At 71.0% G+C, this 25,992-nt stretch carries 24 protein-coding genes; 15 read left to right on the top strand and 9 right to left on the bottom strand.

The window, feature by feature from the left end:
- The first annotated feature begins 2 nt into the window (after positions 1-2).
- From RS86_RS09065 to RS86_RS09050, 4 genes are read left to right on the top strand one after another with little or no spacing between them, the layout of a single operon-like run.
- Complete coding sequence (locus tag RS86_RS09065; RefSeq protein WP_235281725.1) at positions 3-1,004, top strand: carbohydrate ABC transporter permease; 1,002 nt, start codon at positions 3-5, stop codon at positions 1,002-1,004.
- Entirely contained in the window at positions 1,001-1,825 is an 825-nt protein-coding gene (locus tag RS86_RS09060; protein WP_045271925.1) for a carbohydrate ABC transporter permease, read from the top strand. The genes RS86_RS09065 and RS86_RS09060 overlap by 4 nt, the downstream gene beginning before the upstream one ends.
- A 4-nt stretch (positions 1,826-1,829) precedes the next feature.
- Entirely contained in the window at positions 1,830-2,816 is a 987-nt protein-coding gene (locus RS86_RS09055; protein WP_045271924.1) for a glycoside hydrolase family 68 protein, read from the top strand.
- Complete coding sequence (locus RS86_RS09050) at positions 2,813-3,967, top strand: serine hydrolase domain-containing protein (RefSeq protein ID WP_045271923.1); 1,155 nt, start codon at positions 2,813-2,815, stop codon at positions 3,965-3,967. Before RS86_RS09055 ends, RS86_RS09050 begins: the two co-directional genes overlap by 4 nt.
- A 30-nt stretch (positions 3,968-3,997) precedes the next feature.
- Here RS86_RS09050 and RS86_RS09045 read toward each other — a convergent pair whose 3' ends face one another.
- Complete coding sequence (locus tag RS86_RS09045; protein ID WP_045271922.1) at positions 3,998-4,627, bottom strand: TetR/AcrR family transcriptional regulator; 630 nt, start codon at positions 4,625-4,627, stop codon at positions 3,998-4,000.
- Positions 4,628-4,846: 219 nt separating this feature from the next.
- Here RS86_RS09045 and RS86_RS09040 point away from each other — a divergent pair, with 219 nt between their 5' ends.
- Genes RS86_RS09040 through RS86_RS09020 form a run of 5 tightly spaced genes read left to right on the top strand, consistent with a single transcriptional unit; the run spans position 4,847 to position 10,561 of the window.
- Positions 4,847-5,851 carry an ABC transporter substrate-binding protein gene (locus RS86_RS09040; protein WP_235281723.1) on the top strand — a complete coding sequence of 335 codons (1,005 nt, stop codon included), beginning with the start codon at positions 4,847-4,849 and terminating at the stop codon, positions 5,849-5,851.
- Between the two features lie 5 nt (positions 5,852-5,856).
- Entirely contained in the window at positions 5,857-6,639 is a 783-nt protein-coding gene (locus RS86_RS09035; RefSeq protein ID WP_045271921.1) for an ABC transporter permease, read from the top strand.
- Positions 6,636-7,472: an ABC transporter permease gene (locus RS86_RS09030; RefSeq protein ID WP_082076702.1), complete on the top strand. Its 837-nt coding sequence runs from the start codon at positions 6,636-6,638 to the stop codon at positions 7,470-7,472. Before RS86_RS09035 ends, RS86_RS09030 begins: the two co-directional genes overlap by 4 nt.
- Positions 7,469-8,251, top strand: a complete 783-nt coding sequence (locus RS86_RS09025) for an ABC transporter ATP-binding protein (RefSeq protein WP_052680180.1) — start codon at positions 7,469-7,471, stop codon at positions 8,249-8,251. Before RS86_RS09030 ends, RS86_RS09025 begins: the two co-directional genes overlap by 4 nt.
- Positions 8,252-10,561: an arylsulfatase gene (locus tag RS86_RS09020; protein ID WP_045271920.1), complete on the top strand. Its 2,310-nt coding sequence runs from the start codon at positions 8,252-8,254 to the stop codon at positions 10,559-10,561. It begins immediately after the preceding gene.
- Positions 10,562-10,699: 138 nt separating this feature from the next.
- On the opposite strand, the gene RS86_RS09015 is transcribed toward RS86_RS09020, so the two are convergent.
- Complete coding sequence (locus RS86_RS09015) at positions 10,700-11,374, bottom strand: winged helix-turn-helix transcriptional regulator (RefSeq protein ID WP_045271919.1); 675 nt, start codon at positions 11,372-11,374, stop codon at positions 10,700-10,702.
- 94 nt (positions 11,375-11,468) lie between these two features.
- On the opposite strand from RS86_RS09015, the gene RS86_RS09010 reads away from it, so the two are divergent.
- Positions 11,469-12,938, top strand: a complete 1,470-nt coding sequence (locus RS86_RS09010) for a DHA2 family efflux MFS transporter permease subunit (protein ID WP_045271918.1) — start codon at positions 11,469-11,471, stop codon at positions 12,936-12,938.
- Between the two features lie 104 nt (positions 12,939-13,042).
- Here the strand turns inward: RS86_RS09010 and RS86_RS09005 are convergent, their stop codons facing one another.
- From RS86_RS09005 to RS86_RS08995, 3 genes are all read right to left on the bottom strand, one after another.
- On the bottom strand, positions 13,043-14,215 hold the full coding sequence (locus tag RS86_RS09005) for an acyl-CoA dehydrogenase family protein (RefSeq protein WP_045271917.1): 1,173 nt from the start codon (positions 14,213-14,215) through the stop codon (positions 13,043-13,045).
- 196 nt (positions 14,216-14,411) lie between these two features.
- Positions 14,412-15,692, bottom strand: coding sequence for a beta-ketoacyl-[acyl-carrier-protein] synthase family protein (locus RS86_RS09000; protein WP_045271916.1), 1,281 nt, complete (start codon positions 15,690-15,692; stop codon positions 14,412-14,414).
- Positions 15,689-17,206 carry an ANL family adenylate-forming protein gene (locus RS86_RS08995; RefSeq protein WP_045271915.1) on the bottom strand — a complete coding sequence of 506 codons (1,518 nt, stop codon included), beginning with the start codon at positions 17,204-17,206 and terminating at the stop codon, positions 15,689-15,691. The genes RS86_RS09000 and RS86_RS08995 overlap by 4 nt, the downstream gene beginning before the upstream one ends.
- A 169-nt stretch (positions 17,207-17,375) precedes the next feature.
- Here RS86_RS08995 and RS86_RS08990 point away from each other — a divergent pair, with 169 nt between their 5' ends.
- A complete protein-coding gene (locus RS86_RS08990) occupies positions 17,376-17,738 on the top strand; it encodes a PadR family transcriptional regulator (RefSeq protein ID WP_045271914.1) in 363 nt (120 codons plus the stop codon).
- On the top strand, positions 17,735-18,388 hold the full coding sequence (locus RS86_RS08985; protein WP_045271913.1) for an HAAS signaling domain-containing protein: 654 nt from the start codon (positions 17,735-17,737) through the stop codon (positions 18,386-18,388). Before RS86_RS08990 ends, RS86_RS08985 begins: the two co-directional genes overlap by 4 nt.
- A 23-nt stretch (positions 18,389-18,411) precedes the next feature.
- On the opposite strand, the gene RS86_RS08980 is transcribed toward RS86_RS08985, so the two are convergent.
- The 3 genes from RS86_RS08980 to RS86_RS08970 are packed head-to-tail and all read right to left on the bottom strand — an operon-like array spanning position 18,412 to position 22,394.
- Complete coding sequence (locus RS86_RS08980) at positions 18,412-20,061, bottom strand: amidohydrolase (RefSeq protein WP_045271912.1); 1,650 nt, start codon at positions 20,059-20,061, stop codon at positions 18,412-18,414.
- Position 20,062: 1 nt separating this feature from the next.
- A complete protein-coding gene (locus RS86_RS08975; RefSeq protein WP_045271911.1) occupies positions 20,063-20,905 on the bottom strand; it encodes a MoaF C-terminal domain-containing protein in 843 nt (280 codons plus the stop codon).
- 43 nt (positions 20,906-20,948) lie between these two features.
- Positions 20,949-22,394, bottom strand: coding sequence for an APC family permease (locus RS86_RS08970; RefSeq protein ID WP_045271910.1), 1,446 nt, complete (start codon positions 22,392-22,394; stop codon positions 20,949-20,951).
- A 264-nt stretch (positions 22,395-22,658) separates the two neighbouring features.
- Here RS86_RS08970 and RS86_RS08965 point away from each other — a divergent pair, with 264 nt between their 5' ends.
- Together RS86_RS08965 and RS86_RS08960 are read left to right on the top strand one after the other, a co-directional pair.
- Entirely contained in the window at positions 22,659-23,405 is a 747-nt protein-coding gene (locus tag RS86_RS08965) for an SDR family NAD(P)-dependent oxidoreductase (protein WP_045271909.1), read from the top strand.
- A gap of 75 nt (positions 23,406-23,480) precedes the next feature.
- Complete coding sequence (locus RS86_RS08960; RefSeq protein WP_045271908.1) at positions 23,481-24,287, top strand: SDR family NAD(P)-dependent oxidoreductase; 807 nt, start codon at positions 23,481-23,483, stop codon at positions 24,285-24,287.
- 24 nt (positions 24,288-24,311) lie between these two features.
- Here the strand turns inward: RS86_RS08960 and RS86_RS08955 are convergent, their stop codons facing one another.
- Entirely contained in the window at positions 24,312-25,094 is a 783-nt protein-coding gene (locus tag RS86_RS08955) for a potassium channel family protein (RefSeq protein WP_082076700.1), read from the bottom strand.
- A 55-nt stretch (positions 25,095-25,149) separates the two neighbouring features.
- Here RS86_RS08955 and RS86_RS08950 point away from each other — a divergent pair, with 55 nt between their 5' ends.
- Positions 25,150-25,626 (top strand): DUF3465 domain-containing protein, encoded by a 477-nt coding sequence (locus RS86_RS08950; protein ID WP_082076699.1) that lies wholly within the window; start codon positions 25,150-25,152, stop codon positions 25,624-25,626.
- Positions 25,627-25,992 lie beyond the last annotated feature (366 nt).

The following is a 25,992-nucleotide window of genomic DNA, read 5'->3' as shown; positions in this document are numbered from 1 at the left end:
CGATGAGCTCCCTGCGGTCTCGCTCAGGCGACGACACGACCTACCCCGCCCTGTCGGCACGACGGGTGGCTCGCGACCTCGTCCCGGGGGCCGCCGCGGAGCAGACCGTCCGCCCGTCCGCCCGTCTGCGGACGGGCGGCCGGGCCGGCCGGATCGGCTGGCTGCTCGTCGCCCCGGCGCTGCTCTTCTATGCGGCGTTCGTGCTCTGGCCGCTGCTCCAGGGCGTCCAGTACTCGTTCTACGACTGGAACGGCATCGGCCCCTCCACCTGGGTCGGCCTCGCGAACTACGTGACGGTGTTCACGGATCCCGATCTGCTCGGGGCGATCCGGAACGCCTTCGTCCTGATCGCGTTCTTCACCGTCATCCCGGTGACGGCGGGACTCGTCCTCGCCACGTTGATCCGTTCGGTGCGCGCCGGATTCTTCTCGAGCGTGTCCCAGACGATCCTGTTCCTGCCCCAGATCATCCCGTTGGCAGCCGCCGGCATCGCATGGTCGTGGATGTACGCCCAGACCGGCGCGGTCAACCAGATCCTCGGATGGATCGGGCTGGGCAGACTCGCGCGCCCTTGGCTCGGCGATTATCAGACGGCCCTGCCCGCGGTGGGTCTGATCGGCTCCTGGACGCTCACGGGGCTCTGCACGGTGCTGCTTCTCACGGGCATCGGGAAGATCGACGCGTCGCTGTACGAGGCTGTGCGCCTCGACGGCGCGGGATGGTGGCGCGAGTTCTTCACCATCACCGTCCCCGGGCTGCGCCAGGAGCTGGCCGTGCTCGTGACGATCACGATCATCGCAGCGCTGAGCAGCTTCGACATCATCTATACCACCACCCTCGGCGGCCCCGGACGGGCCACTCTCGTGCCGGGCATCTCCATCTACCGGATCGGCTTCACCCAGAGCGAGGTAGGCCTCGCCTCCGCCTTCGGGATCGTCCTGATGATCCTCGTGCTCGCGGTGGTCCTCCCGATCCAGCGTCTCTCGAAAGTCCGTGACAAATGATCGTCAACCCGATCGAGAAGTGGACCGGGCGAGTGCTCCTCATCCTGGTCCTCGTGCTCACCGTCATCCCGCTGCTGAACATGGTTTCGGCCGCTCTGCAGCCGGCCGATGTGAATCCGACCGGACTCGCCTGGCCGTCGAATCCCCAGTGGGGGAACTTCGTCGAGGCGTTCAACACCGGGCACGTGTGGGAGCTCCTCGGTTCGAGCGCGCTCGTCGTGCTGGGCGTCGTGCCGGTCAGCCTGATCGTGGCATCTCTCGCGGGTTACGCGCTCGGCGGGATCAGGATGCGCGGCTCGCGGGCCCTCCTCGTGCTCTTCGTCCTCGGGCTCACGATCCCGTTCGAGGCGATCATCATCCCGCTGTACTACGAGATGCAGTCGCTCAACGTGCTCAACACCCAGTGGGCGATCATTCTCCCGCTTATCGGACTGTTCATGCCGTTCAGCGTGTTCTGGATGCGGGCGCACTTCGTCGGCGTGCCCGAAGAACTCGCCGAGGCCGCCCGCATGGACGGCGCCGGCATGTGGCAGGAGCTGCGGCACATCCAACTGCCGCTCGCGCGGCCGGCGCTGTCGGCGCTGGCCATCCTGCTCTTCCTTTGGACCTGGAACCAATTCCTGCTGCCCGTCGTGCTCGTGTCCGACCCGCTGCAGCGCACCGTCGCGGGAGCGCTCACGTTCTTCCAGGGCCAGTACAGCCTGAGCATCCCCCTGCTCAACGCGGGGGCGCTGATCATCATCCTTCCCACGATCCTGATCTTCGTGATCTTCCAGCGCCAGTTCATCAAGGCGCTGATCCAGGGCGCGGTCAAGGGCTGACGGGATGGTGTTCAGCACACGCGATCACTGGGTCTGGGACTTCTGGGTCGCCGACGGCGGCGAGCTCTTCCACCTGTTCTATCTGCACGCCCCGATGTCGCTCGGCGACCCGGATCTCCGGCATCGCAACGCGCGCATCGGCCATGCCACCTCGCGCGACCTCGTCGAATGGACGGACCACGGCGTCGTGCTGATCCCCGGGGACCCAGGGGAGATGGACGCCTCGGCGACCTGGACGGGGAGCGTGATCCGGGCCGACGACGGATCCTGGCGGATGTTCTACACGGGCTCCCGATTCCTCTCATCGAACGAGATCGCGAACATCGAGACGGTGGGCGTCGCCCGATCGGACGACCTGTTCACATGGCACAAGCTCCCCGAGGTACGGCTCTCGGCGGACGCGCGCTGGTACGAGCGCCTTCCGGACGGGACGTGGCACGAGGAGGCATGGCGCGACCCGTGGGTCTTCCGCGACCCCCACGGCGACGGATGGCACATGCTCGTGACGGCGCGATCGCGCACGGGCGCATCGGCCCGTGACCGCGGTGTCGTCGGGCATGCACGGTCGGCGGACCTCTCCGAGTGGCGCATCGGCCCGCCGCTCACCGATCCCGGTGCGGGATTCGCCCACCTGGAGGTGCTGCAGCCAGTACGGCTGAACGGGCGCGATTGGTTGCTGTTCTCCTGCGACGCAGCCCATCTCGCCGGCGACCGCTACGGCGAGCGGGGCGGGATCTGGATCGCTCCCGCAGCCTCGCCCACGGGACCGTACGACCTCGAGCGCGCCGAGCTGCTCGCAGACGAACGCCACTACGCGGGGCGCGTGGTCACGGACCGCGCGGGCACCTCCTGGCTGCTCGCCTTCGAGAACGCGGGATCGGGTGACGCCTTCGCGGGCCGCATCACCGATCCACTAGCCATCAGCCAGCGCGGCCCGATCCCTCGGCTGGCCGGTTCCCGGACACTCGACGACGCCGAGGAGACGCCATGACGCAGACCGACATCCAGGGAACCGCCGAGTCCGGCTACGAGAAGGTCGCCGACGCCTTCGCGGACGCCTTCGCCGGACGGCCGACGATGGGCGCCGGTCTGACGATCCGCGTCGACGGACGCCGGGTGGTGCACCTGTGGGGAGGCGTCGCGGACGAGCGGACCGCCGCACCGTGGCGCGAGGACACCGCATCCGTGATCTTCTCGTGCACCAAAGGCGTGAGCTCGGTGCTGGTCGCCCGTCTGGTGCAGGAGGGTCTGCTCGACTACGAGCAGCCGGTCGCGCAGTACTGGCCGGAGTTCGCGGCGGAGGGCAAGGCCGGAGTGACGGTCGCCGACCTGCTCGCGCATCGGGCCGGGCTCTCCGCCTTCCGCAGCCCCCTCACCCTGGAGCGGGCGCTCGACTGGTCGTTCGCCACGGCCGCGCTCGCGATGCAGGAGCCGCTGTGGGCGCCGGGCACCGGCTACGCCTACCACGCGATCACCCACGGCTGGCTCGCCGGTGAGCTTGTGCGGCGGGTGACGCGACAGTCGCTCGGAGAGTATCTCGCCCGCATCGCGGAGCCGTGGGCGAACGCCATCTGGGTCGGTCTCCCCGATGCTCAGCGCTCCCGGGTCGCCCACCTGCAGGCTTCGGAGAGTCAGCAGGAAGCAGGGCGCCAGCTCGAGGCGGCGGCGTCCCCGTGGACGTCGCGGGCGATGACGCTCGGCGGCGCCTTCCCCGCCGCGCTCGTGACCCCTCACGGCGGGTTCAACGATCCGCGTGTGCAGGCGGCGCAGCTCCCGGGCGCCGGGGGCATCGCCACGGCCGACGCGCTGAGCGCCTTCTGGTCGGCCACCGTCGCCGAGACCGACAGCGTGCGCCTGCTCGACGACGCGGTCCTCGACCAGGCGCTGATCCCGATGAGCGCGGGCGAGCCCGTGTTCCCCACCGACGGGCCCTGGCCCCGATGGGCACGCGGCTTCCAACTCGATTCCGAAGCGCGACGGTACCTCGGCGAATCGAGCTTCGGTCACGACGGTGCCGGCGGTCAGGTCGCCTTCGCCGACCGCGATGCCCGGGTGGGCTTCGGGTTCGTGACCAACTGGATGGAGGCCGGTGCAGACGACCGCGCCACGAACATCGTCGACGCGCTCCGGGGCAGCCTCTGACCGAGAGGGGCCTCATCGAGCCTTCTGGCCTCAACCATCTCGCCCTCGGCGGCCGGATCCGCCCGCGGGCCGGCCGCGTAGCTCTCCGAGCAGCGCCTGCAGCCCCGCCTCGATGCGATCGTCTCCGGCGACCTCCGGCAGCAGCACCGAGACCATCTGCCATCCCGCGTTGCGCGAGGCGACCTCGCCGACCGCCGTGTCGATGTCGATGTGATCGGCGAGCTCGCCGTCCTCCCGCGCCTCGACGAGGAAGCGGTGGAACTGGTCCCTCCAGCGCTGGTTGTTCTCGCGGTGGATCTGGGTGACCCTGGTGTCCTGCGAGGCGTGATCCCAGAAGGCGATCACGACGCGGGCGTACTTGGGGCCGAGATCTCCGAAAGGGAGGATCTCGCGGCACATCTGCTCCAGGGCGTCGAGGCCGCGCTTGCCCGCGACCTCGGTGAGGATCCGCCCGTTGGCCTGCACGTGGAGCCGGACGAAGGACGCCGTGAGCAGGCTCTCCTTGGTGGGGAAGTAGCGGGCGATCGCGCCGTGGGTGTAGCCGGCCTCGGCCGCGATCTGGCGCATCGTGAGGCGCTCGAAACCCTCCCTGGCGATCACCTTGGTGGCCGCATCCGCGATGTGGTCCCGCCGTTCGTCGTGGTCAACGATCTTGGGCACGTCAGTCCTCCTCCGATGCTGATGATCCTAGGGGCGGGCGAGCCGCGCCCCGTCTCATCTTTCGTGTCCGGTTGGACACGTAAGAATTCGAAACATCTTGACAACACTATCTCCTTGCTGGATATTTAAGTGACCAAGTGGTGATTAAAGACGATGAAGTCGCACCGCAGCGACGCCTCCGCTCCGAGATCCCATCCCTCGCTCTGACAGGAAGCACACATGCACATCACGCGCGCACTCCGTGTCGCCGCCGCGGTCGTCGCCGTCGGCGCGGCCGCCGCCCTCGCCGGCTGCTCGTCCTCGTCCGGCAGTGCCGAACCGGGCAAGAAGGGCGACCTGACCACGGTCAAGGTCGCCACGATCGGGCTCACCTCCGACGGCAGTCTGCTGACCGGGATGGCGAAGGGGTTCTTCGCCGATGAAGGACTCACCATCGAGACCTCGATCGTCGCGAACCCGCCCGCCGGTCTCGCCGCCGCGCAGAGCGGCCAGGTCGACATCGCCTACTCGCCCAGCATCCCGCTGCTGAACGCCCTCAGCCAGGGTGTGAAGATGAAGGTCGTCGCGCCCGCCGACGGCTATCCCGACGCCGCGACCAGTGCGTCCGACCCCGCGTCCTTCGACGACACCGGTCTGTTCGCGAGCGTATCCAGCGGCATCACGTCCGTGAAGGAGCTCGCCGGCAAGACCATCGCGGTCCCTGCGCGCAAGGCCCAGCTCGAGGTCGTCATCGCCGATCAGCTCAAGAAGAACGGCATCGACCCCGCGACCGGCGTGAAGTGGGTCGTGCTCGACTTCACCTCTGCCGTCGCCGCCCTGAAGAGCGGCAACGTCGACGCGGCAGGGCTGGTGAGCCCCTTCACGGCCCAGGCGCTCTCCGCGGGCAACCCCCAGCTCGCCGCGCCGTCGATCGGCTTCTTCGAGACCGGTGCGACGGGCCTCTGGACGACGGGGGACGCGACTGCGACCTCGAAGAAGGACGTCGTCAGCGCGTTCCAGCGCGCGATCGCGAAGTCCAACGAGTACGCCACCGCGCACCCCGAGGAGGCCATCAAGGCCGGTCTCGCCTACACGAAGTCGACGCTCGCGGTCGATCAGGTGAAGGTGCCGGTGTGGCCGGCGACCGTCACGGACCAGGACCTGCAGCGTCCCGACGACAAGATGGTGGATCTCGGGTTCCTGAAGAAGCCGGTCGACCTCTCGGGCGTCATCCTCACGAAGTGACGGCCATGACCCGCTCCCGCATCCTCCCCGCGCTGCTCGGCGCCGCCGGTGCGCTGACCGCACTCGTGGTGTGGCAGCTCGCCGCGACGGTCGGCCCGCTCGCCGGTGCGCCGCTGCCCTCCGCCCTCGAGGCGCTGGGCGCGGCGGGCCGTCTGCTGGGCACGCCGCAGCTCTGGCAGGCGATGGCGGACACCCTGGTCATGGCCCTCACCGGCCTCATCGTCGCCGCGCTCGTCGGCGTGCTGCTGGGCATCGCGATCGGATCCTCTCCGCTCGCGATGCACGCGACCAGGGTGCCGCTGGAGTTCCTCAAGCCGATCCCGCCCATCGTGATCCTCCCGGTCGTGGTGCTCGTGCTCGGCCCCACCTCGGGGATGGGGACCTTCCTCGTCTTCTTCGGCTCGTTCATCGCGATCGCTGTGCAGTCCTCCGCGGGGGTGTTCGACACCGATCCCGTGGCCCGCGCGACGGGGGCCTCCTACGGGATGAGCCGCGCGGAGATCCTCACCCGGATCGTGATCCCGAGCGCGCTGCCCTACATCGGCACCGCGCTGCGGGTCGCGGCCCCCACCTCGCTCGTCATCGCCGTCGTCGCGGGCCTCCTCGGCGGAGGGCCGGGGCTGGGCCAGAGCCTGCTCATGTCGCAGATCTCCGGCAACCAGCCCGAGCTGTTCGGCTACGTGCTGATCCTCGGCGTGCTCGGGCTGCTCATCCAGGGGCTCAGCCAGTGGGGCGAGCGGCGGCTGCTGCACTGGCACCCGCAGTACCGGAAGGCGGAACACGCATGACCCTCACCACGTCCGTGCAGACGAGCGCCCGGCTGCGGCGCGGTCGCCGCGTGAGCACGTCCCCGCGCTGGCTCCTGATCCTCGTCGAGGTCGCGGTCCCCGTCGTCCTCATCGCGCTGTGGTGGATCGTGTCGGCGGGATCGACCAACACGTTCTTCCCGCCGCTGTCCGCGATCCTCGCGCGTCTCGCCGAGCTGATCGGCACGCCCGCGTTCCTCGGCGACATCGGCATCTCGGTGCTGAACCTCGCCGTTTCCTTCCTCATCGCAACGGTCGCCGGCGTGCTGCTCGGCTGCGCGCTCGGTCTGATCGCGCCGCTCAGCTGGTTCGTCGAGCCGACGATCCACTTCTTCCGGGCGATCCCGCCGGTCGCGCTCGTTCCGATCTTCGTGTCGCTCATCGGCTTCGGCAACGGTACCCGCATCCTCTCGATCTCCCTCGCCGCGCTCTTCCCGATCCTCATCTCGACGATCGACGGCGTGCGCGCGGGCGAGCCGACGCTGCAGATGGTGGGGCGGGTCTACCGGCTCACCCGCTCGGAGCGCCTGTTCCAGGTGACGCTGCCCGCCGCGAGCCCGAGGATCCTCTCCGGCATGCAGGTGAGCCTCATCACGGCGTTCGTGGTGATGATCGCGAGCGAGATGCTCGGATCCTCCTCGGGCCTGGGAGCGGCGACGCTCCTCGCGCAGCAGTCGTTCGCGATCGCCGACATGTGGGCGGGCATCATCGTGCTCGGCGTGCTCGGCTACCTGTCCACCGCCCTGTTCGTCCTGTTCCGCCGCGCCGTCCTGCGCTGGTACATCGCCTCACAACAACTGGAGAAGAGCGAATGAGCATCACCACCAGCCCCCGGCTCAGCGTCCAGGGCCTCGCCAAGACCTATCGCACCAAGAGCGGCGACGTGCCGGTCATCGCCGACCTCACCTTCGACGTGCAGGCGGGCGAGGTCGCCTGCATCGTCGGGCCGTCCGGCATCGGCAAGACCACGCTGCTGAAGTGCCTCACCGGACTGCAGCCGATCACCTCGGGATCCGCGCGCATCGACGGCGTCGAGATCGACGGCCCGCCCGAGGAGATGGCCCTCGTGTTCCAGGAGTACACGCGCTCGCTCATGCCGTGGCTCACGGTCGCGAAGAACGTCCGGCTGCCGCTCCGGCACCTGCGACTGAGCACCGCGGAGCGGGAGGAGCGCATCGCGTCGGCGCTCGCCGCGGTGGGTCTCGCCGGCGCGGAGGCGAAGTACCCGTGGCAGCTCTCCGGTGGCATGCAGCAGCGCGTCGCGATCGCCAGGGCGATCGCCTACCGGCCCGAGGTGCTGGTGATGGACGAGCCGTTCGCCTCCGTCGACGCGCAGACCCGGTTCGAGCTCGAGGATCTGTGCCTGCGGATCCGGGAGCAGTTCGGCATGACGATCCTGCTCGTGACGCACGACATCGACGAGGCCGTGTATCTCTCCGATCGCGTCATCGTCCTCGGAGAACGTCCCGCCCGCGTGACGGAGATCATCGAGATCGACTTCGGCGACCCTCGCGATCAGCTGGAGACCCGTGCCACCGCGGCGTTCGCCGAGCTTCGTACCCGCATCTTCGGGCTCATCCGGAAGGCGGGCTGAATGCACAGCGCTGCACGCGGCTACGAGGGCTTCGCCGGACGCATCGGCGAATTCACCTCCGAGTCGGATCCCGCCTGGCGCCCTCGGCCGACCGCTCAGGAGGGAGCGCCGAACATCGTCGTCATGCTCGTGGACGACCTCGGCTTCAGCGACCTCGGACCGTTCGGCAGCGAGATCAGGACGCCGTTCATCGATGGACTCGCGGCCGACGGCTGGCTGTTCACGAACTACCGCACGGCGCCCATGTGCTCCCCGTCCCGTGCCGCGCTGCTCACGGGGCTCAACCCGCACAGGGCGGGGTTCGGTTTCGTCGCGCACATCGATCCGGGGTATCCGGGCTTCGCCTGCGAGCTGCCGGCGGCCGCGCCCACGCTCGCGGAGTCGCTGCGGGCGGGGGGCTACGCGACCTTCATGGTCGGCAAGTGGCACCTGACCCTCGAATCGCGGCTGCACGATGGCGCCGACCGGTCGTCGTGGCCGCTGCAGCGCGGGTTCGACCGCTACTTCGGCTCGATGGACGGCTTCACCTCGCTGCATCACCCGCACCGCCTCGTCCAGGACAACTCCGTGCTCGACGTCGCCGAGTTCCCTGACGGGTTCTTCCTGACGGATGAGCTGACGGATCGCGCGATCGGGATGATCGACGAGCTCCGCGTGAACGAGCGGCGCAAGCCCTTCTTCCTCTACTACGCGCACACCTCGGTGCACGGCCCGATCCAGGCCAAGGAGGAGGACATCGAGCGCTATCGAGGCCACTACGAACGCGGCTGGAACGCGCTGCGCGAGGACCGCTTCGCCCGTCAGCGCGCCCGCGGCATCGTCCCCGCGCACGCGGAGCTTCCGGTCGACGCCCTCGCGGACGGCGACCGGATCCCGCACTGGGACGACCTCGGCGCCGACGAGAGGGCGCTCTTCGCCCGCCACATGGAGGTCTACGCCGCCGCGGTCGATGAGATCGATCAGAGCGTGGGGCGGCTGCTCGCGCGACTCGACGAACTCGGCGAGCGGGAGAACACGATCATCGTGATCGCGAGCGACAACGGCGGCACGGCCGAGGGAGGACCGACAGGCACGCGGAGCTACTTCTCGCAGTTCGGGCTGCACGGCGCCGTCCCGGACGGATGGGTCGGCGACGTGCCTCGCGAGCTGTCCGAGATCGGCGGGCCGCGGCTGTACGGGCAGTATCCGACGGGCTGGGCGCGGGTGTCGAACACGCCGTTCCGGTCGTTCAAGTCGAGCACCTACGAGGGCGGGGTGCACGCGCCGCTCGTGATCTCCTGGCCCGCCGGGGCGGCGTCGCCGGGGCTCAGGGACCAGTTCGTCTTCGTGTCGGATCTCGCCCCGACGCTCCTCGAGCTCGCCGGCGTCGTCCGCCCGGAGCAGTGGAACGGGATGGCCGCGCTCGAGGTCGACGGCGACAGTATCGCCGGGATCCTCGCGGATCCGGCTGCCCCTGGGCGGGAGCAGCAGTACTTCGAGTGCGTCGGTCGGCGTGCGTTCGTCGACGGGGAGTGGAAGGCGGTGTCGCCGATCCCGCCGACGCGAGCGCAGGGCGCCGCCGGCGGAACGTGGGAGCTCTACCACCTGCCGAGCGATCCGACCGAGACGCGCGATCGCGCGGGGCACGAGCCCGAACGGGTGCAGGCCCTCGCCGAACGGTGGCGTGAAGAGGCCTGGCGCAACACCGTGTTCCCGCTCGACGACGACGGCACCCTGCACTCGGTGCGGCCGGACACCGAGGCGTCGCTGTCGGAGCCGGTGGACCTCGTCCCGTTCCGGCCTCCGCTGGAGCGCTTCCGCTCCGCGCGGCTCACCGTGCTGCGCTCCTTCGAGGTGCACGCCGAGCTGGATCTCGAGGCCGGCGCGGAGGGCGTGCTCCTCGCGCACGGCGATCAGGGCGGGGGTTACCTGCTCGCCCTGGACGGGGATCAGCTGCTGCTCTCCTACAACGCCTACGGGGCGATGCGCCGGGTGCGCGCGAGCGCGCCGGGGTCGGGGCGCCATCGCGTCGCCCTCCGGGTGCGGGCCGATCTCGGGCTGCGCTGGAGTCTCGCGGTCGACGTGGACGGTGTGGAGCAGCTCCGCCTGGACGATGTGCCCATGCTCGTCGGCATGGCGCCGTTCACCGGCATCAGCGTGGGCTACGACTACGGCGGCCCGGTGGACTGGGAGATCTACGAGCGGCACCGCTCCTACCGCTTCCGCGGCGGCCGGATCCTCTCCCTGCGCTACGCGCCGGGGGAGCGGTCACCCGAGGATGCGACCGTGCTCCGCGCGATCGAGCAGGAGATGCGCGACCTCGTGGACTGATCGCGGGGCGGGCGCGGCGTGTGCGGCGTCAGCCCCAGGGCAGGCCGGATTCGTCGACGCCCCCTCGCAGCGTCGGCGCCCCCTCGTGGTGACGCTCCTGCGAGGGGGCCTGGGTGCTGCGAGGGGGCGTCGACGTACTCATGCCGTCTCGGCGAGGTGGACGCTGTAGGGGACGCGCAGGGTGTCGGCGAAGCGCTCGAAGAGGGCGGGGTCGCCGTCGAGGGCGACCGCTCCGGTCTCGACGGCGTCCTGGGCGCTCAGGGTTCCGGCGAGCACATCGCGGATCCCCGGTCCCGCCGTGATCTCGAGGTCGGCGTCCTCCGCGAACCCGGGGTCGGCGGTGATGGCGCCGTCCCGCATCACCACGTGCACCTCGACCTCGCCGACCCGCACGTTGTAGACGGTGTCCCAGTCGGCCGGTGCGACGCCGTCGCCCGCCGCCACGCGGAGCGCGGCCGTGATCGAGGACGTCGTGACGATCTCCCCGTCGCGGGGCTCCCGCATTCCGCCCGCGCCCCACCGGGAGAGGGCATCGAGCGCCGGTCCGAGCTCCTCGCCGCGGGACGTGAGCCGGTAGACGACGGAGCGCTCGGTGCCGGTCGGAGCCGTGCGCGCGACGATCCCCTCGTCCTCGAGCTCCTTCAGCCGCGTCGCCAGCGTGTTCGTGGGGATGCCGGGGAGGCCGGCGACGAGCTCGGAGTAGCGCCGCGACCCCACGCTGAGGTCTCGCAGGATCAGCAGGGTCCAGCGTTGCCCGACGATCTCCGCCGCGCGTGCGAGGCCGCAGAACTGGCCGTAGTGCTGGTTCGTCATGAAAATCAGGATAGCACTTGACTTCATTATTTGCAGTGTGCTTTATTTTTTGCAGTAACCCGGATTCGGGCTCATCAGCGAAGAGGAGAAGGACATGACCGCCACCATCGCCCCGGCCGAGATCGATGCCTCGCCGGACAAGGAAGCCGGAGCAGCGGCGCGCAACAGCACCGCCCTGAGGCTGCTCCTCGCTGCGGTCTTCGTCGTGTTCCTGAACGAGACGATGATGGCCGTCGCGCTGCCGCGGATCCAGGAGTCGCTCCACATCGACGCGACGCGAGGGCAGTGGCTGACCACGGCCTTCGCGCTCACGATGGCGGTCGTGATCCCCACCACCGGCTGGCTGATGCAGAGGTTGCGCACCCGCACCGTCTTCACGGTCGCGATGTCGAGCTTCGTCGCGGGCACGGTCATCGCCGCGTTGTCCCCGGTCTTCGAGATGCTCGTGGTGGGTCGCGTGGTGCAGGCCATGGGCACCGCAGTGATGATGCCGCTCATGATGACGACAGTGATGACGGTCGTGCCCGCCGAAGAGCGCGGCCGGGTCATGGGTCGCGTCTCGATCGTCATGTCCGTGGCCCCCGCCGTCGGCCCCATCGTCTCGGGGGCGCTGATCCAGGTGCTGCCCTGGCAGGGACTCTTCTGGGTGATGCTGCCGATCGCGCTCACGATGCTCGCCATCGGGATCCGCCGGATCCCGAACGTCTCTGAGACCCGGGCCGTCCCGCTCGATGCGCTCTCGGTGGTGCTCGCCGCCCTCGCGTTCTCCGCGCTGGTGTTCGGCCTCAGCCAGATCGGCGCGACCGCCGTCGGACAGGCCGCGGTGCAGCCCTGGATCCCGATCGTCCTCGGGGTGGCCACGCTCGGACTGTTCGTCTGGCGTCAGCTGGTCCTGCAGCGCAGCGACTCGGCGCTGCTCGATCTGCGGACGTTCCTCTCGCGAGACTTCGCCGTCGCGGTCGCCATGATGACCGCCGGCATGGTGTCGCTGTTCGGCGCCTTTATCGTGCTGCCGCAGTTCGCGCGCTACACGCTGGGCCTCGAGCCGCTGTGGGTGGGCGCGATCCTCCTTCCCGGAGGGCTGCTGATGGGCCTCGCGGGTCCCACCGTCGGGCGGCTGTACGACCGCTTCGGTCCGCGACCGCTGGTCATCCCGGGATCGGTCGGCCTCGCGGCCTCGCTGTGGACCCTCGCGTTCGGGCTGGGCGAGCACTCCTCCTGGGTCGTGCTGCTGGGCGCTCACATCGTGCTCATGCTGTCGCTCGCCTTCCTGTTCACACCGGCATTCAGTGCTTCGCTCGGTTCGCTCGCACCTCAGCTGTACTCGCATGGCAGCGCGACGATCGCGACGCTGCAGCAGGTGGCCGGCGCGGCCGGTACCGCGATCTTCGTGGCCCTCTACGCGACCGGAGTCACTGCGACCGGATCCGCGGATCCCGACCTGCCGTCGCCGGCGGCCGCCGCCGCGGGCTCGCACCTCGCGTTCCTCGCGGGAGCGATCCTGTCGCTCATCGTGATCGGACTCGCGCTGTGCGTGCGCCGGCCCGCCGCCGCGCCGGCGTGAACCGTCGACGCCCCCTCTGAGCATCCGGGCCCCCTCGCAATAACGTTCCTGCGAGGGGGCCCGGGTGCTGTGAGGGGGCGTCGACGGAGGTAGGCGGGCTCAGGTCAGTCGTCCAGCAGGGCTGCGGCGAACATCGGGCGGGCGGCGTCGGCGCTCGGCGGGTGGAACAGGCCGGCGGTCGCATCGCGGTACAGCCTGCTCAGCTCGTGGCCGTTGTCGAAGCCGCCTCCGCTCGTGCACATGAGCGCGGCCTCCGCAGCGCGGCGCGCGGCGGTCGAGGCGTTCAGGCGGGCGCTCACGAGGAGCAGCGGCCAGCGGGCACCGTGGTCGAGCAGCTCGTCGAAGTCGCGGCAGTACGCCTCGAGCTGCGCGGGCACCGCCAGGTAATCGAGGTGCGCGTCGGCGAGCCTGGTGCGCGACTCCGGCACCTCGGCGTAGGTCGCTCCGGCCTTGGCGGAGCGGCGCTTCTTGAGCCCGGCGGCGCCCAGGTCGAGGGCGCGACGGGCGACGCCGGCGTAGACGGATCCGATCAGCAGCTGGAAATTGCTCGTGATCGCGAACGTGAGGAGGTCCAGAACGCGGCCCACGGCGATGCGGCGGTTCACCCGCTCCGGCGCCATCCGCACGTCCTTCAGGATCGTCGCGCGGCTCTGCGACGCCCGCATGCCCATCACATCCCACTGGTCCGACACGGTGATGCCATCCGCGCCGCGTTCGAGGAAGCCGTAGACGAGCATCGGGTCGTCCGGATCCGTGTCGTCCCGGCCGTGCGTGATGAGACGGGTCCAGACGGGGGAGAGCGACGTGAAGATCTTGACCCCGTTGAGGAGGTAGCCGCCGTCGGCCTGCGGCACGGCGGCCGTCTTCGAATCCTGCATGACCCAGTCGTTGGACGGCTCGCTGATCCCGAACGCGAAGATCTCTCCGGCCAGGGCCTCGGTGAAGACCTCGTCGAGGGAGTGGTCGCCGCGGTCGGTGAGGGCCTTCGCGACGCCCGTGCACATGAGGTGCATGTTGACCGCGAGAGCCGTTGCAGGAGCCGCGGTCGCGAGCCGCTGCTGCAGGTGCGAGACCTCGTCGAGGCTCAGCCCCGGCCCGCCATGCGCCTCCGGGACGAACAGCAGCAGGTATCCGCGCTCGGTGAGCTCGGCGAGATCCTCGTCGAAGAACCGGTTCTCCCGGTCGTACACGGCCGCGCGCTCGCGGAACCGCGCGAGCAGCTCATCCGGCAGGTAGCGCTCGGCGAGCTCGGCGTGGCGGGTGAGACGGTCGGTCATCGTGCCTCCTCGGGTGAGAGAGCGGATCCTGGCTCGGATCCGGGTCGTTTCGGGGCGTCATCGTGCGTTTTGGGGCGCGTGACGCCGGGTCGGGACGGAGTACGGCGCCCCAAACGGAGAGGGTGCGCCCCAAACCGGGCAGCAGGGTCGAGCGCAGGGCCGAGTGCAGGGCCGAGTGCAGGGCCGAGGCATGCCATCACGGCCGCTCCAGCACGAGGGCGCCGTTGTGGCCGCCGAAGCCGAACGACGGGGAGAGCACGCGACGGATCCGTCGCGTGTCGCGGGCGGCGCCGCGGACGATGTCCCAGTCCGCGAACTCCGGATCGTCGAGGTTGACGGTCGGCGGGATCAGGCCCGTCTGCAGGGTGCGGACCGCGACGATGGCCTCGACCGCCCCCGAGGCGCCGAGGAGGTGCCCCGTGCTCGACTTCGTCGCGGTGAGCGGGATCGAGCGCGCACGATCGCCGAACACGGCGTCGAGCGCCGCGAGCTCGGCCGCGTCCCCGGCCGGCGTGCCCGTGCCATGCGCGTTGACGTGGTCTATGCCGTCTGCGGCATACGGATCGAGTCCCGCGTCGGCCAGCGCCGCCGCGACGGCCTGGGCGGCGCCTCGGCCCTGCGGATGCGGAGCCGTGGGGTGGTGCGCGTCGCTCGACTCGCCGAACCCGGCGAGGACGGCGAGCTGCTCCGCGCCGCGATCACGCGCGACGTCCTCCGCCTCGAGCAGCAGGGCCGCCGCGCCCTGGGACATCACGAACCCGCGGCGTCCGCGGTCGAACGGTCGGCTGGCGGCCGTCGGATCCGCCTCGTATCCGCTCGCGAGCGCCCGCAGGTTCGCATTCGCGGCGAGGTTCACCGCGTTGAGGCAGTCCTCCATGCCGACGACGAGCACCGCGTCTGCGTAGCCGTGTCGGATGCGGCGCAGCCCCTCGCCGAGCCCGACCACGCTCGATGCGCACGTCGCGGTCACGCCGTGCGCGGTGCCGCGGGCGCCGTATCTCTCGCTGAGCAGCGCCGCCGCCGCATCCGGGGCCCCGTGCACGACGACGCTCAGCGGCACGCCGCGCGGCCCTCGCGCGTCGAGGGCGCGGGTGGCGGCCTGCATCGCGTCGACCGGGCCGGATCCGGTGGCGGCGAGGACCGCCGTGCGCGTCGGATCCCAGGGGAGCCCGGCTCCCGTGCGCAGCGCGGCGGGATCGATGCCGGCGTCCGCGAGGGCCTGGTCCGCGGCGGCGATCGCCCAGAGCAGCAGAGGGCTGAGGCGGCGGCTCAGCGGCGGATCCACGACCCCCGACGCGTCGAATCCGCGGATCCTGCCGCCGATCCGCACGGCGAGGCCCTGGAACTCCGGCTCGTCGAGGGTCGTGATCGCGCTGCGGCCGGAGACGACCGCGTCCCACAGCGAAGGGACATCGAGTCCGCTCGGCGTGATCGCGCCGAGGCCCGTGACGACGACGCGCCGATCCGCGCGGGTCACAGCCGCACCGCCTCGCCCGACTCGACCAGCGCGGCCGTGGCGGCGCGGCGGATCTTCCCGCCCGCCGTCCGCGGCAGCTGCGGCATGCGGTACCACCGCCGCGGCACGAACTGCGGCGCGAGCCGGTCGCGCGCCCACGCCTGCAGATCCGCCTTGGGAAGCGGTGCGTCGGGGCCGTCCTCGACCACGAGCGCGATCACGGCGCCGAGCCGCGCATCGGGCAGGGCGACCGCGCAGACCGCGCCGAGTCCGGGCATCGCGGTGAACGCGCGGTCCACTTCGGGCAGCGAGACCTTGTGCCCGCCGGTCGCGACGATGTCGCCGGCGCGCCCGGCCAGTTGCAGCCGGCCGCCCACCAGGCGGCCCATGTCGTGCACGGTGGCCCAGCCGTCGGGTCCCCGCAGTACGGCGTCGGTGGTCGCGGCGAGGTAGCCGTCCGAACAGGCGGCGGCGCGGATCCACAGCGTGCCGAGCTCGCCCTCGGCGACGTCGTCACCGTCGTCGTCGCGGATCTCGGCAGCCACCTCGTCGTACACGTCGAGCAGCGTGCCGTCGCCGCCGCGGCTGTCGCCGATGAAGCCGATCTCGGCGGCGCCGTAGTAGCTGATCAGTCGCACGTGCGGCAGCGCCGCGGCGAGCCCTTCGCGCAGAATGGAGGGCAGGTTCGCGCCGCCGGTGATGACGAGCTCGAGCCCGGCGAACGCGGACGGATCCCGGCGGGCAGCGTCGACCAGCACCTGCACCACGGCCGGGACCGCGACGATGCGGGTGATCCGCTCTGCGGCGACGCGGCGAGCGAGATGCGCGGCGTCGAACGCGTCCGCGAGATGCGCGCCGCCACCGGTGGCGAGGCACTCGATGAGCGCGTACAGCGTGAGGCTGTACGACAGCGGTCCGGGAGCCAGGGTCTCGACGCCGGGCAGCGGCTCGAGGTGCGCGCGGGAGACCGCGACGTTCTCGCGGTACTGCCGCCGGGTCTTCAGGAACGCCTTCGGATCGCTCGTGGTGCCGGAGGAGAAGAGCAGCAGGAAGGCCTCGTCGCCGTCGCGCACGGTCGGCGGATCCGCAGGGGTCGACGCCTGCTCGCGATCCCGGAACTCGGCGAGCGTGAGCACGGATCCGGTCCATCCGGCGTCTCCGAGGGCCGCGGCGAGCCCGGCGTCGTCGCTGATCACGAGGCCGATACCCGCGGCGGTGATGACGTGCACCCGGTGCGGGAGGGGCCAGTGCGGGTCGATCGTGGCGGACACCGCCCGGTATCCGGCGAGGCCCGCGACGATCCGTGCGGCGTGGAACGCGCTCGCGACGCTGACGGCGGTGATCGGGATGCCGCCGGTCTCGGGGGCGGGAGAAGGGGGAGCGGCCTGCGCGCGATGCGCCGCGTCGACCACCGCGAAGGCGCGGCGCGAGTCCTCGACGAGGCCTGCATAGTCGAGCGCGCCGTCGGCGCCGACGATCGCCTGCTGCGCGGGGCGCTCTGCGGCGGTGGAGAGCACGGTCCTGGTGATCGGCATTCCCCGCCCTTCCCGTGACGCGTGCGCGCCGGGCGCGGCCGGCTTCGCCGATCCAGTCTATGACCGGGCCGCGGTCGCAGGACCGGGGCGAGGTCGGCGGTCCGCGGTCGGCCGGGCCGCCGCCGTCCCATCCTTGACCTCTCTTGCCGTGCAAGCTAGCTTGTGAGGCATGACACCGGACGTCGGCGCGCAGATGCGCAAGGGCGTGGTCGAGTACTGCGTGCTGGGCCTGCTTGCGCGCGGCCCGATGTACGGCTGGGAACTGTCGGAGCGGCTGATCGCTGAGGGCCTCATCGCCAGCATCGGCACGCTCTATCCGCTGCTGTCTCGACTGCGGCAGAGCGGCTGGGTGCGGACGTTCGAGCGCCCTTCGGCGTCGGGTCCGGTGCGGCGCTACTACGAGCTCACGGATCGCGGCGTGCAGCAGCTCGCGCAGTTCAGGGCGTCCTGGACGCCGTTCGCACGCAGCGTGGCGGATCTGATCGCCGACGTCCCGCCGATGGCGCGGACGATCGCAGAGGGGGAAGCATGACCGAGACCGAGGCGCAGAACCTGCGCGACGACTACCTGAACCGACTCGACGCGGCCATCGCGGAGCTGCCATGGCGCGTCGCGAACGAGCTGCGCCGCGGCATCGCGGAGGAGCTCGACGGCCTCGACGCCACGGCGGTGCGGGAGCGGATCGCGCAGCTCGGTGATCCGGCGAAGATCGCCGAGGCCGCCGGGGACGAGGCCGCGTCAGCGCCGCCCGCCCCCATCATCGTCGTGGCGCCCGCGCCCGCGCCGCTGCCGGTGTTCTGGGCGAAGCCGGCGATGGTCGACACGAAGTGGTTCGCGATCGTGGGCGCGATCGCACTCGGCTTCGGAACCTTCGTGTTCCCGATCGGCGGGTGGGTCATCGGCATGGCCCTGGTCACGTCGAGCCGGTTCTGGCGGCGCTGGGAGAAGGCGGTGGCGATCCTGCTGCCGTTGCCGGTCTGCCTCCTTGTCCTGCTCGTCTCGTTCCTCGGCGTGCTGTGGCAGGGGCCGGTCCCGAGCTCCGGCTCCGGGGCGTCGAATCCTCTGCTGCCGTCCGGGATCGCGCTCTGGCACACGTCGATCCTGCTGGCGTTCTACACGATCCCGATCGGCGCCGCGTGGCTGCTCTGGCGCCTGCGCGGCAGGGAAGCGCCGCTGCGCTGAGTCGAGCCTGGGGCGCCCGGGCCTCAGCCCGCTGTGTACACCTCGCGCCCTGCGAACCAGGTCGACAGCACGCGCGCGTCGATGATGGCGTCGGCGGGGCCGCCGATCGCGTCACCGTCCAGGACGACGAAGTCGGCCGACTTGCCGACCTCCAGGGATCCGGTCTCGGCCGCGAGGCCCATCGCGACCGCGGCGTTGCGGGTGAACACCTGCAGCGCCTCCTCGGCCGTGATCGCCTGCTCCGGCCAGAGCGTCCCCGGCGCGCGGCGCAGCGGATCCGCACGGGTCACGAGACCCTGGATGCCCTCGAGCGGGTTCGGGGACTCGCTCACCGGCCAGTCGGATCCGCCGGCGACGAGCGCCCCGGCGTCGAGGAGGGCGCGGTTCGGCTGGGAGTGCTCGGCCCGCTCGCCGAGGACCTCGGCGAGCATCTGCGGGATGACTCCGGGGAACCAGATGAACGGGGAGATGTCGGCGACGACGTCGAGCGCGGCGAGGCGGGGGATGTCCGCTTCGGCGAGGAACTGCCCGTGCGCGATCTGGATCGGCGTCGTGAAGCCCTCGGTGCGCAGCCGCTCCGCGACGTCGAGCACGAGGCGGGCTGATCCGTCGCCGGTGCAGTGCACCTTGGCGCCGAGGCCGCGCTCGGCGACTTGCCGCAGCCAGCCGTACAGCTCGTCGAAGGTCATGATGGTCTCGCCGTGGAAGTGGGCGCCGTGCGCGGCGTCGGCGACGTACGGCTCCAGGAACGAGGCGGTGCGTGCGGGCGGCACCCCGTCGAGGAAGATCTTCACGAAGTCGGGGCGGTGGTGCGGGGTGCGGAACTCCTCGCCGCGCGCGATGAGCGGGGATCCGATGGGATCGAATCCGAAGATCTCGTCGTTGATGAGGAGCGATGACACGACCCAGGCGTCGAGCTCGCCGTCGGTGTCGAGCTCCCGGAGGGCGTCGAGGATGTCGGTGGAGACGCCGGCGTCCTGGAAGGCCGTGATCCCGTAGCTGTTCGCGAGCCGCACGCCGTGCGCCGACGCCGCCCTGTGCTGCGCGGAGGTCAGTCCGCCAGAGCGGTCGTAGGCCTCCTGCACGGGGATCCCGGCGGCTTCGAGCAGGACACCGGTGGGGGCGCCGTCCTCGTCGTCCAGGATCGTGACGCCGCCCTCCGGAATCGAGTCCGGCCTGATGTCGGCGAGTTCGAGGGCGCGTGAGTTCACCCAGCGGTTGTGCCGGGAGTCCTCCACGAGCATCACCGGACGACCGCCGCCGGCCTCGTCCAGCAGGCGACGGGATGCCGTGTTCGCGAGCGTCGGCAGCAACGTGCTCGCGACGGGCCCGCCGATGATCCACGCGTCCTCCGGCAGCGTCGCCGCCTTCTCCCGCACGCGGCCGAGGATCTCGTCCAGGGTGAGCGAGGACGGCAGGGCCAGCTCGAACAGATCCGTCCGTCCTGCCATCGCGTGATGATTGTGCACGTCTGCGAAACCGGGGTAGACCGCGGCCCCGCCGAGCTCGAGAACCCGCGTGCCGGGTCCGCGCAGCGCCTCGACCTCGGCGCGCGTGCCGATCGCCGCGATGCGGCCGTCGCGGACGGCGAACGCCTCGGCGGCGGGCCGCGCGGGATCCACGGTGCGGATGACGTCGGCGACGACGATGAGCTCGGCGGGGGCGGTCGTCATGTCAGGCTCCGGTTCCGAAGTACGCGGGCTCGAGCTCCGGCGCGTGCTGCGTCACGGAGATGAGGCGGCCCCAGGCGCCGAACGTGAAGTGCGTGGGCACCTCGCCCGACTCGTCCAGCCCGAACAGCACGCCGTGGGAGCGGATCTTCGTGACGTCGCGGTGGTCGGCGATCGTGACGGAGGCGCAGGGGATGACCTTCTCCCGCCAGGCGAACACGTAGATGCCGGGGCGGACCTCCCACACGCTGTTCTCGTCGGTGTCGGCGAGCCCGCGCTCGGGACCTGCCAGGCACTGCCAGCTGTACCAGCGCTCGGACAGGTACACGTGCTCGTACGCGTGCTCGGTGCTGTAGATCCACTCCACGCGACGGCCGATCAGCGCGGTCGTCGGGTGCGGCTCGTCGCCGGAGGGCGCAGTGCCATCGATGGTCGCGGTGCCGAAGTGGTGCTGCACGCGGGTGCGGCCCTTCTCGTCGGCGGGGAGGATCTCGCTGAGGATCGACAGCACGCGCCCCGCGCGCAGGTCGACCACGAGGGACACGGCCTCGTTCGGCAGGTAGTCGTGGTGGAACTGCACGAAGAACAGATCCTCGTCGACCTCGAACGCCTCGTACGCGTCGGTGTCGCTGGCCGGTGCGGTGGGGTCGCCCTCACCGGGGGAGTAGGTCCAGGTGACCTCTGCGTCGGCGAAGCGGTGCGCGATGCGGGTGCCGTTGGGTGCGGTGAGGTTGATCTCGCGGCCGGACAGGGCGGTGGTGTGCGGCGCCTTGTTCGCGTCGAAGCCGGGGGCGAGGCCGTCCAGCGGAAGCCAGGTCGACGTGTCGGCGGGGTTCATGGTGCTCATGATGCTCCTTGGTGGGTGGTTCGGGGCGGGGGAAGACGGGCGGTCAGCGCGTGCTGAACTGCTCCAGGTCGGCGGAGAGGCCGTCGTACACGGCGCGCCGGGAGCGCTTCAGATACTGCGCGTAGACGACCCCGCCGATCACGGCGAGAACGAGCAGCAGCGGCAGCAGGTTGATCCAGAGCTCCTCGGATCCGGCCACGATGTTGAAGTTGAACATCGCCAGGATCGCGATCGCCGCGATGCCGAGGAAGCCGATGCCGGGGGCGATGAACGTGCTCCACCACCGGCCGTCGTTCCGGCGGCGGAAGTAGACGACGATCGACAGCGCGGCGAGGCCCTGCAGGATCAGCACGCTGAGCGTGCCGAAGCCGAGCATCGCGGGCACGATCTGGGTGATCGGGTTCGCACCGGCGAGGAAGAAGATCACCGCGACGACGGCGGCGAATCCGGCCTGCACGATGCCGGCGATCTGCGGGGCGCCGCCGGCGCGGGTACGGGCGAAGGCGTGCGGCAGGATCCGGGCGCGACCGAGCGCGTACAGGTAGCGCGTCGCGGAGTTGTGGAAGGCCAGCATCGCGGCGAAGAGGCTCACGAGCAGCAGGATCTCCATGACCGTGGTGAGCGGTCCGCCGAGATAGGTCTGCGCGATCGAGAAGATGAGGTCGCCGTTCGCGAGGTGGTCGTTCGCGGTCTGCCCCGCCTTCGCGACGCCGATCGCGCTCACCACGGCCCAGGTGGTCACGCCGAGGATGACGCCGATCGCGGTGATCGCCGTGTACGTGGCGCGCGGGATGGTGCGCAGCGGCTGCTTGGCCTCCTCGCTGAACAGCGCGGTGGCCTCGAAGCCGAGGAAGCCGGTCGCCGCGAGCAGCAGGCCGATCGGAAGGGATCCGGAGAACACGGCCTCGGGGCTGAACGCCTCGAAGCTGTAGCCTGTGCGGATGAGCACCGAGATGTCGAAGACGACGAGCATGCTCACCTCGAGCACGAGGCAGACGCCGAGCACCTTGGAGGAGAAGTCCACGCCGATGCGCGCGAGCACGAAGCACACCGCGATCGAGAGCAGGCCCCACACCAGCCAGTGGATGTCGAGGCCGGTGAGCTGGGCAATGATCGTCTGCATGAAGAAGCCGCTGGTGCCGATCGTGCCGACGACGAAGAAGTTGTAGCCGAGGGTCGCGATGAGCCCGGCGATGAGCCCGCCGGTGCGGCCGAGGCCCTTGACGACGAAGGCGTAGAAGCCTCCTGCGTTGACGAGCTGCTTCGACATCTGCGCGTAGCCGACGGCGAACAGCAGCAGGATCACCGCCACCAGGAAGAACGACACCGGGGCGCCGCCGCCGTTGCCGAACGCGATGACGAGCGAGGCGACGACGACGATTCCGGTGAGCGGCGCGACGGCGGCCAGCACCAGGAAGACGATCCCGGCGACGCCGAGGGCTCCCTGTCGCAGTGCGGTGTGGGTCTGTGGGGTGGGTTCAGCGGTCACGTCGGCTCCTTCGCTCGGTGACGGCGCGTTCTTCCGGCCAGGGCGGGCCTCGCAGCGCGGACGTTGTGCTGCGTGGAAGACGGGCATTGTCGGACTCTGCCGAGTCTGCCGCGCTCCCGAGCGGGCGGCTTGCCCATGAGTGAAGGACGATGGTGTCAGCGTGCACACCCGTCGCGCGCCCCCTCGATCCGGCTTCGTCCGCGGAGCAGGATGGCGGAACGGAGCCGGTCGGCCTGGCCGGCTCCTCACTCGGAGGGAGCGGCGATGGAGCTGCAGCTGCAGGGCAGGACCGCCCTGGTCACCGGTGCCGCCGGAGGGATCGGCCGGGCCGTCGCCCAGGCGCTCGCGGCCGAGGGCGTGCGCGTCGCGCTGCTGGATCGCTCGGCCGCGGGCCTCGCGGAGACCGCCGCGTCCTGTCCCGGATCCGTCCCGGTGGTCGCCGACGTCACGGACGAGGCCGCGGTCGACGTGGCGGTCGCCGATGCCGTGGCGGACCTCGGGGCGCTGCACACCGTCGTGTGCTGCGCGGGGATCTCCGGCCCGGTCGGATCCGGCATCGATGAGATCTCGCTCGCGGAGTGGCAGGCGGTGTTCGCGGTGAACGTGACGGGGGCGTTCCTCGTGCTGCGTGCCGCGCTACCGGCGCTGCGCGCGGCGCCCGAGGCCTCTGTCGTGCTGGTCGCGAGCGACTCCGCGTTCGTGGCGTCGGCCGGGATGACGCCGTACTGCGCGTCGAAGGCCGCTCTCGTGCAGTTCGGACGCGCTCTCAGCGTCGACCTCGCGGGCGACGACGTGCGCGTCACGACCGTCTCGCCCTCGATCGTGGACACCGCGATGAGCCGGGGCGACCTCGGCGACGAGGCGTTCGCGGCCCCCGCCTTCCCGGTGCAGACCGCGGAGGAGATCGCGGCGCACGTCGTCTACCTCGCGTCCCCGCGGGCCCGCGCGGTGAACGGATCCGGGATCCTCAGCGACTTCGGCTACAGCGCCCGCTCTGGGTTCCCCGCCTGACGAGCCCGCTCCGACTTCCCTTCTTCGACTTCCCCCTTTCTTCGACTTCCCCGCATTCCACGACAGGAGACCCCCATGACCACCAACGGATCCACCGGACGCGTCGTCGTCATCACCGGCGGCGGCACCGGCATCGGCGCCGCGATCGCCGCCCGGTACGCCGCAGAGGGCGCGCACGTCGTCGTCGTCGGACGGCGCGAGGCACCGCTGCGCGAGGTCGAGCGCGCGGTCGGCGCTCATCCCGTGATCGCCGACGCCGCCTCGACCGAGGACGCCAAGCGCGCGGTCGCCGAGGTGCTCGCGACCTTCGGCCGCATCGACGTGCTCGTCGCCAACGCGGGAGGTCACGGCTTCGCCCCGGTGGGGGAGACGGACGACGCCGGATGGGAGGCCGCGATCCGCGCGAACCTCACGACGGCGTTCGTGATGGCGCGCGAGGCATTGCCCGCCCTCATCGAGGCGAAGGGGCAGATCGTCGTGATCTCCTCGCTCGCCGGACTCTTCGCCGGCCCCTCTGTCGCGGGCTACACGGTGGGCAAGCACGCGCTGATCGGCCTCACCCGCACGCTCGCGCGCGACTACGGCAAGCACGGCGTGCGCGTGAACGCGGTGTGCCCCGGCTGGGTGCAGACCCCGATGGCGGACGAGGAGATGGACGAGTTCGCGGAGCACGCGGGTCTCGCGTCACGCGAGGAGGCGTACGCCACCGTCACCGCGGACGTGCCGCTGCACCGCCCGGCGCAGCCCGCCGAGATCGCAGCCGTGGTGCGCTTCCTGGGTTCCGGCGAGTCGTCGTACATGACCGGATCCGTGCTCGTCGTCGATGGCGGCGCGCACATCGTCGACCTGCCCACGACCGCGTTCGAGCACGCCGGGATGTAGGGGGGGGCGGGCCCCGTTCCGGCGTCAGCTCTTCGCGGCGGACGGATCGGGGCCGTCCGGCTCTGCGACGGGCGGTGCTTTCGCGTCGGTCGCGCGCAGGGCCGGATCCATCCGGGCGAGCACCGTCCGCAGCTCGGCGATCTCGGCACGGAGGGCGTCGACGTGCGCGACCGTCGCCGCCTGGCGGCTGGTGTTCTCGGCCGAGACCTGTTCGACGATCCATGACGCGAAGGTCGCGGAGACGACACCGAGCAGGGCGATGCCGCTGAGCATGAGCCCCACGGCGATCACCCGTCCCTCGAGCGTGACCGGCACGAGGTCGCCGTAGCCGACCGTCGTGATGGTCGTGAACGCCCACCAGATCGCGTCGGGGAACGTCGCGATGCTGCCGCCGCCGGCGCGCTCGGCGTCGAGCACCGCGAGGGAGGCGACGTAGACCACGAGCAGGCTCGCGCCCGTCACGTAGATGACGATCTGGCCGCGCACGGCCCGGCCGGCGGTGCGCTGCAGCACCGCGAGCAAGGTGACCACGCGCAGCACCCTGAGCGGACGGAGCATGGGCAGCACGACGGTCGCGAGGTTGAACAGATGCGTGAAGAACCAGTGCCAGCGCCGCGGCGCGATCACGAGGCTCACGATGTAGTCGATGAGGAACGTGCCCCAGGAGACCCAGAGCAGGTCTTCGAGCAGGGCGCCGACGCTCTCTTTCGGATCCACGATCACCTGGATCGAGTAGGTGACGAGGAACAGCACGGACGCGACGATGAGCGGCCACTCGGTGATCCGTCGCCAGCGCTCCAACGTCATGCGCGCATCGTACGCCCGGGCGGGCGGAGACGGATCCGCGGTCTAGGCTGGCGCCGTGACTCGGAGGGCGCGGTGGACGACGGTCGTCGTCGTGGTCGACCTCGTGGCGCTCGCGGTGCTCGTGCTCGGACGGGGCGGGATCCCGGGCGGTCCTGCCGCGGTGGTCGCGTCGCCCTCCGCCACCGCGGGATCCGCGGGGGCCGGCGATCCCGTGCGCGCGCTCTTCGAGGGGCGGCGCAGCGGGGCGGAGGTGCAGGGCACGGGCGTCGTGTCCCGGATCCTGCCGGACGACGACGACGGCTCGCGGCACCAGAAGTTCATCCTGACGACGCCGTCGGGGATCTCGATCCTCGTCGCCCACAACATCGACATCGCCCCGCGGCTCGAGGGGCTTTCGACGGGCGACCGGGTCGACTTCCGCGGTGACTACGAGTGGAACGAGAAGGGCGGAACGGTGCACTGGACGCACCACGACCCCTCCGGTCGCCACGAGGCGGGCTGGCTCGCCTGGAACGGCCGCACTTTCTCCTGACCCCGGCCTCGCACCCGCCTGGCACCACCCGGCCTCGCTGTCCTGCCCCGCACCGCTCCGCGGCTTGCCCCGCTCTTTCGCGCCGCTCCACCTCCGAGTCGTCCCCGTCAGCGGACTCCATAGCGTGCGCTGGCGGGGACGACTCGGAAGTGGGGGCGCCCCAAGTGTGAAGGCGGGGGACGCGTGCGGGGGCTGTTCGCCGAGGGCACCGCATCTTGTCGGGCGCACGGCATCGCCGCGTCATCGTCCGGTGCACTCGGGAACATCCCGTCCGCTCGGCAACACGCGGCACCGGGTCCGCGGGGGCGCGGACCGGGTGCCGGGGACGCGGGGCGCGGACCGGGTCCGCGGCACCCGGTCCGCGCC

It is taken from the genome of Microbacterium azadirachtae, assembly GCF_000956505.1.
Classification (GTDB): Bacteria; Actinomycetota; Actinomycetes; order Actinomycetales; family Microbacteriaceae; genus Microbacterium; species Microbacterium azadirachtae_A.
Note: the sequence above shows the minus strand (reverse complement) of the source record. Positions and strands in the feature narration are given on the sequence as shown.

Bases quoted from the DNA above. Each gene is read 5' to 3' on its own strand.
- RS86_RS09065 (WP_235281725.1), top strand. From the start codon at position 3: ATGAGCTCCCTGCGGTCTCGCTCAGGCGACGACACGACCTACCCCGCC.
- RS86_RS09060 (WP_045271925.1), top strand. From the start codon at position 1,001: ATGATCGTCAACCCGATCGAGAAGTGGACCGGGCGAGTGCTCCTCATC.
- RS86_RS09055 (WP_045271924.1), top strand. From the start codon at position 1,830: ATGGTGTTCAGCACACGCGATCACTGGGTCTGGGACTTCTGGGTCGCC.
- RS86_RS09050 (WP_045271923.1), top strand. From the start codon at position 2,813: ATGACGCAGACCGACATCCAGGGAACCGCCGAGTCCGGCTACGAGAAG.
- RS86_RS09040 (WP_235281723.1), top strand. From the start codon at position 4,847: ATGCACATCACGCGCGCACTCCGTGTCGCCGCCGCGGTCGTCGCCGTC.
- RS86_RS09035 (WP_045271921.1), top strand. From the start codon at position 5,857: ATGACCCGCTCCCGCATCCTCCCCGCGCTGCTCGGCGCCGCCGGTGCG.
- RS86_RS09030 (WP_082076702.1), top strand. From the start codon at position 6,636: ATGACCCTCACCACGTCCGTGCAGACGAGCGCCCGGCTGCGGCGCGGT.
- RS86_RS09025 (WP_052680180.1), top strand. From the start codon at position 7,469: ATGAGCATCACCACCAGCCCCCGGCTCAGCGTCCAGGGCCTCGCCAAG.
- RS86_RS09020 (WP_045271920.1), top strand. From the start codon at position 8,252: ATGCACAGCGCTGCACGCGGCTACGAGGGCTTCGCCGGACGCATCGGC.
- RS86_RS09015 (WP_045271919.1), bottom strand. From the start codon at position 11,374: ATGACGAACCAGCACTACGGCCAGTTCTGCGGCCTCGCACGCGCGGCG.
- RS86_RS09010 (WP_045271918.1), top strand. From the start codon at position 11,469: ATGACCGCCACCATCGCCCCGGCCGAGATCGATGCCTCGCCGGACAAG.
- RS86_RS09005 (WP_045271917.1), bottom strand. From the start codon at position 14,215: ATGACCGACCGTCTCACCCGCCACGCCGAGCTCGCCGAGCGCTACCTG.
- RS86_RS08995 (WP_045271915.1), bottom strand. From the start codon at position 17,206: ATGCCGATCACCAGGACCGTGCTCTCCACCGCCGCAGAGCGCCCCGCG.
- RS86_RS08990 (WP_045271914.1), top strand. From the start codon at position 17,376: ATGACACCGGACGTCGGCGCGCAGATGCGCAAGGGCGTGGTCGAGTAC.
- RS86_RS08985 (WP_045271913.1), top strand. From the start codon at position 17,735: ATGACCGAGACCGAGGCGCAGAACCTGCGCGACGACTACCTGAACCGA.
- RS86_RS08980 (WP_045271912.1), bottom strand. From the start codon at position 20,061: ATGACGACCGCCCCCGCCGAGCTCATCGTCGTCGCCGACGTCATCCGC.
- RS86_RS08975 (WP_045271911.1), bottom strand. From the start codon at position 20,905: ATGAGCACCATGAACCCCGCCGACACGTCGACCTGGCTTCCGCTGGAC.
- RS86_RS08965 (WP_045271909.1), top strand. From the start codon at position 22,659: ATGGAGCTGCAGCTGCAGGGCAGGACCGCCCTGGTCACCGGTGCCGCC.
- RS86_RS08960 (WP_045271908.1), top strand. From the start codon at position 23,481: ATGACCACCAACGGATCCACCGGACGCGTCGTCGTCATCACCGGCGGC.
- RS86_RS08955 (WP_082076700.1), bottom strand. From the start codon at position 25,094: ATGACGTTGGAGCGCTGGCGACGGATCACCGAGTGGCCGCTCATCGTC.